This is a genomic window from Geminicoccus sp., from assembly GCF_036263595.1.
GTDB lineage: Bacteria > Pseudomonadota > Alphaproteobacteria > Geminicoccales > Geminicoccaceae > Geminicoccus.
The window spans coordinates 1-4,570 of sequence record NZ_DATAGQ010000244.1 but is presented as its reverse complement, the minus strand read 5'-3'; the positions used below and the strand labels follow the sequence as shown (position 1 = coordinate 4,570).

General features: G+C 60.9%; 6 protein-coding genes and 1 pseudogene. 6 read left to right on the top strand and 1 reads right to left on the bottom strand.

Going from position 1 to position 4,570, the window contains the following annotated elements; translation table 11 throughout:
• Window positions 1-229: 229 nt before the first annotated feature.
• On the bottom strand, window positions 230-643 hold the full coding sequence (locus tag VHL31_RS26520; RefSeq protein WP_329664262.1) for a hypothetical protein: 414 nt from the start codon (window positions 641-643) through the stop codon (window positions 230-232).
• A gap of 249 nt (window positions 644-892) precedes the next feature.
• Here VHL31_RS26520 and VHL31_RS26515 point away from each other — a divergent pair, with 249 nt between their 5' ends.
• From VHL31_RS26515 to VHL31_RS26495, 6 genes and pseudogenes are all read left to right on the top strand, one after another.
• Window positions 893-1,060 carry a hypothetical protein gene (locus VHL31_RS26515; protein ID WP_329664261.1) on the top strand — a complete coding sequence of 56 codons (168 nt, stop codon included), beginning with the start codon at window positions 893-895 and terminating at the stop codon, window positions 1,058-1,060.
• A 49-nt stretch (window positions 1,061-1,109) separates the two neighbouring features.
• A complete protein-coding gene (locus VHL31_RS26510) occupies window positions 1,110-1,562 on the top strand; it encodes a DUF2934 domain-containing protein (protein WP_329664260.1) in 453 nt (150 codons plus the stop codon).
• Window positions 1,563-1,640: 78 nt separating this feature from the next.
• Complete coding sequence (locus VHL31_RS26505; protein ID WP_329664259.1) at window positions 1,641-1,832, top strand: hypothetical protein; 192 nt, start codon at window positions 1,641-1,643, stop codon at window positions 1,830-1,832.
• Between the two features lie 110 nt (window positions 1,833-1,942).
• Window positions 1,943-2,062, top strand: a pseudogene (locus tag VHL31_RS26800) (recombinase family protein); the annotation flags it as partial.
• A 78-nt stretch (window positions 2,063-2,140) separates the two neighbouring features.
• Complete coding sequence (locus VHL31_RS26500; protein ID WP_329664258.1) at window positions 2,141-2,950, top strand: transglutaminase family protein; 810 nt, start codon at window positions 2,141-2,143, stop codon at window positions 2,948-2,950.
• Between the two features lie 168 nt (window positions 2,951-3,118).
• Entirely contained in the window at window positions 3,119-4,033 is a 915-nt protein-coding gene (locus VHL31_RS26495) for a transglutaminase family protein (protein WP_329664257.1), read from the top strand.
• Window positions 4,034-4,570: the final 537 nt, after the last annotated feature.

Genomic DNA, 4,570 nt, shown 5'->3' with positions numbered 1-4,570 from the left:
ACAGCGTCAGGGGAACCTGTCGGCACAGGGATGATCAGCCCGAAGGCAACATCCTGCCAACGCAGAGCCGCGGTCGTCGTCACCTCGCCGTACGACGCGGTCCGGCCCCACACGTTGGCCGGTAAATGGAGGTGTCCAGCTGCTGGGTCCATGAACACAACCTGATCACCGTTACGAGCCGATCTGGCTGATGAGCGGGACGGGCTGGTCGCCGTCCCGCGTCATTAGTTCATGGCGCTGCGGTGGAGGCTGCCTGCGGAGCCGGCGTTGCGACGAGCTGGGCAGCGCAGCTGGTGGCGGCCACATCGGTCTTGCCCATCATCTCCGGCATGGCAACCCAGCCACCGCCGGCGATGAACTTGCCACGTTCCCAGGTGCTCATCTCCCGAAGCGTGGCCAGCTGCGCGGTGGCGTCACCGCCGGCATTGAAGCGGTCGACGCAGATCGCGGCGGCCAGTTCCTGTCGGGCCGTGGTGCCGGCCTGGGCAGCGGCCAACTGCGCCGATCCGCCGGTTGTCCAGCCGCCCCAGGTGAAGCCTACGACCATGGTCGCGACGGCGCAGCCAATACCGGTCCAAAAGAGCTGCGCCTTGGTCGCGCGGAAGTCCGCCCATTTCTGGCTGAGGCTGCGTTCGTTGGTCATGATCAGGCTCCTAGAGAGCAAACAACACGTTCTATAAATATTCTTGCTGTTGAAGCTCTCGATTAAAAATTGCACATCTTTTAATATTATTCAAGAGCTTGAGAATATTTATTAGCATCATCATTCGATCATCAATCGCCCAGAATAGCATGAAGATCAAGTTATTAAGATTCCTCGTAATATTTTTGGTGCAAATGATGTTTTGTTAGCCTATATAAGCTATTGCCCAGATGGCAATGGAATCGGCAGATGTCCATGATGATCCAAACCTACGACCTGATCAATTCCATCGTGCTCCTTGCGGTGCTGGCGTTTGCCACTTGGCACTTCACTTACCTTGCTCGCCTGAGCTCAGGCGAGTTCACAACATGGCAGGCATCACGGACGATGAAACATCGCCGTGTCGGCCCAGCCTGAGGCGGCCTACTGTGATTGATGCGGTTGGCGGCATGCCAGAGAGAAGACGATGACAGAGCGCTTAGTCGACGTGTTGGACAGCCGCAAAACGGTTGTGCACACTTTCCCCATCTCCCTGGGCGCTCCCGATGCCCAGGGCGCCGCACAGTATGAAGACAAGGCATTGCAGGCCGCCGCCTACGCACAGGTGGTGCCGGATGACGATCTCCACAGCTTGACGGCCAGGATGCGTGTCAGCCGGGGTGGGCCTTTGGCTCCGTATGGGGATGATCGCAATGTCATGTCCCAAACCAAGCAGAACCTTGAGCAGGCGGTTCGGGAACACGCCTACTTCCTTTGGCTGGCGGAGGGGCGCCCTGATGGGCGTGCGGACGCACACTGGCAGCACGCTCAAGACCAGCATCTGCGCGAGCGAGCCTACACGCTTTGGCAGCAGGAGGGCTGCCCAGAGGGCAAGGCCGACGAGCACTGGCGCCTGACCCAGCAGTTCCAGGCGGAGTGACGTCGCCCTAATGACGGGCGTTGGACCTGCAGGCGGTTAGGCCGTGCCGAAAGCGCCAAAGGTCTGGAGGTGATGGCGATGAGACCAAGCACGTTGCGGGTACGGACGATCCTTTTGCAGTCACCAGGCGTCCTGGCGCTCATCGCCAGGACGACAGGCTGCACCGAGCAGGAACTGACCAGGGCATTGGCAGGCGATGCCGTGGTCGATGCGGTGCGCTTGGCACGGGTGGAATCGTACATCCGCCATGTCTACGGCCTATCGTCTTAGACACTGATGTCGGTGTTCTAGATCATCCGATGTCACTAGCCTGGGTAGGCTAGTGACAAGGCCGGCTCCCTCATGTGCCCGTCGACATCGGGCACGGGCTCAAAGACAAGGGCAAGGCGTTCTTGGGACATGTTGGGCGTGTCGCTGACGTCGAGACGAACCTGCGTCGTGAGCGTCAGCTGAACTGGATCATGGCGGCCACGTGGCGTGGCGTCTACAAGGGCACGTGATCGCCTTCCAGCCCCGCCTCCCGATGTAGGCATGCGCGGCGTCTAGTGCCATCAAACTTATTCTATGGGAGGGCCTGCATGCGGATCCGGATCGGCTACGAGATGGACTATGAGTTCCCCCAGCCGACGCCGATGATCTTGATGCTCCATGTGCACTGGTCGCGTGTCGCGGACCTGGAAGCACCGGATCATCTGATCACCACCCCTTCCATCGTGCTCGAGGGCTACCGCGACAGTTTCGGCAACTGGTGTACCCGGCTGACCGCGCCTGCCGGCCAAGTACGTTTCTCGGCCGACGCGATCATCCGGGACCACGGCACCCCGGACCCGCAGACTTCCGATGCGGTCCAGCATGTCATCCAGGACCTGCCGGCCGACACCATCATGTTCTTGTTGGGCAGCCGCTACTGCGATACCGACCACTTGTTCGATGTGGCTTGGCAATTGTTCGGCACGATCCCGCCGGGATGGGCACGGGTCCAGGCGATCTGCGACTATGTGCACGACCACATCACCTTCGGCTATCAACACGCTCGGCCGACACGCACCGCCTTTGATGCCTACCGCGAGAAGACGGGGGTCTGCCGCGACTTTGCCCATCTGGCGCTGGCGTTGTGCCGCTGCATGAACATCCCGGCCCGCTACTGCACCGGCTACATCAGCGATATCGGCTTTCCGCCACCTCATTCGCCCATGGACTTTGCCGCCTGGATCGAGGTGTTCCTGGGTGGGCAGTGGCGTGTCTTCGACCCCAGGAACAACAGCCCACGCATCGGGCGGATCCTGGTTGCCCGCGGGCGCGATGCAGCGGACGTCCCGCTCACCCACACCTTTGGGCCCAGCAAGCTGACCGGGTTCAAGGTGGTGACGGATGAGGTGTCTGGTTGAGATCGGGTGGCAGGCTTGCTTCCTGCGCGGCCAGAGTGCCGTCTGCGGGCTTCTGAGCTGTTGTCGGTGCCTCGGGGGGCAGCTGGGGCTCGATAAGCCAAGCGTGCTTCTACCTGCCTAGGGCACCCCACTATTGCCAATGTTCAGGTGTGCAAGGTTCTTGAGGGCATGACACTATTCTCCGTAAGGCACACCACGATCTATCGCTATGCGAGACCGGTGGCGTTCGGGGAACATCGCTTGATGTTTCGGCCGCGTGACAGCTTCGATCAGCGGCTCTTGAAGGCGAGCCTGGTAGTCGATCCACAGCCCCGCCACGTTCGTTGGATCCATGACGTCTTCGGCAACTGCATTGCCATCGTCCAGATCTCCCGCCCGGCTACCGAATTGCGCTTCAAGCACCACATTCGTCTCGAGCATACGTCGCAGGACGAACCATTCTTCGAGACCGACGACGATGCGCTGACCTACCCCTTTGCCTATGGCCCCGATGAGGCCGCCGATCTGACGCCTTTGATTAGGCGTCACTATCAGGACCACCCCGACGAAGTCGGTCAATGGGCCCGGCAGTTCGTGGGTGCCGGCCGAACAGATACCGGCACTCTACTGACGACCCTGTGCCATGCTATCTATGAGGGCTTTTCTTATGCGCGGCGTGTGGAGGCGGGGATACAGCCTCCTGGCGTCACGCTCCGTCTGCGGCGCGGCACGTGTCGCGACTTCGCCCTGTTGATGATGGAGGCGGTGCGCTCGCTTGGCTTGGCGGCGCGCTTTGTGACCGGTTACATCTATGTAGCCGACAGGGATGGTTCGATCACGCTTGGTGGCGGATCCACCCATGCCTGGTGCCAAGTCTACCTCCCCGGCGCCGGGTGGGTGGAGTTCGACCCAACCAATGGCATTGTTGGCAATCGGGATCTGATCCGGGTCGCGGTTGCCCGTGATCCGCGGCAGGCCACCCCTCTTGTCGGAAGCTATGTCGGTCTTGCCTCTGATGATCTCGGGATGTCAGTCCAGGTCAACGTGACGACAGGGAAGTCCGGACGGGCATCGGGTACCTCTCACCCTGTGGTCCCTTCATGATGGGGCTTCTCCGCCCGCAATTGCACCTGCCGTCTTAGTTCTAGATATTGAGGCGTATCTCGAAAACGCATCTCAAAGACGGCAAACTCATACTTGGTAGCCTCGCTCTCAGATGCACCATTGGCCCGATGCAGGACGAGTCGCCTCCCAGCTTCACCGTGGTGGAGGAGGAGCCAGGTATCTCCATTAGGAGCCTGGTAGGAGGCCATCGTTTCAAAATCCACGCTGATCTCCAGTATGCCTGGAGCTAAGCATACAAGGGCAAGGCGTCGCCCGTCGCCACTGGCCGTTCAGCCGCGACCGAGTTCATGCTGAGATACTACCGCAACCCGTAACTGGCACCGAACGGAATGCCCGGCCCGCCTCGATAAGGGCAGATTGTCCTGGGATGTCCGTGCCACTCACCTCGCCCGCTGGCGCGTTAGCCGCTTGAGAATGGCCACCTGCCGAAAGAACTCGTGGCGCGGCTGCGCGGGGCTGCCCACCAGGGCCACGCCAGAAGGCACATCCGACATCACCCCCGCCTGTGCCCCGATC

Coding starts and splice junctions, on each gene's coding strand:
- VHL31_RS26495 (WP_329664257.1), top strand. CDS start 3,119: ATGACACTATTCTCCGTAAGGCACACCACGATCTATCGCTATGCGAGA.
- VHL31_RS26505 (WP_329664259.1), top strand. CDS start 1,641: ATGAGACCAAGCACGTTGCGGGTACGGACGATCCTTTTGCAGTCACCA.
- VHL31_RS26515 (WP_329664261.1), top strand. CDS start 893: ATGTCCATGATGATCCAAACCTACGACCTGATCAATTCCATCGTGCTC.
- VHL31_RS26510 (WP_329664260.1), top strand. CDS start 1,110: ATGACAGAGCGCTTAGTCGACGTGTTGGACAGCCGCAAAACGGTTGTG.
- VHL31_RS26520 (WP_329664262.1), bottom strand. CDS start 643: ATGACCAACGAACGCAGCCTCAGCCAGAAATGGGCGGACTTCCGCGCG.
- VHL31_RS26500 (WP_329664258.1), top strand. CDS start 2,141: ATGCGGATCCGGATCGGCTACGAGATGGACTATGAGTTCCCCCAGCCG.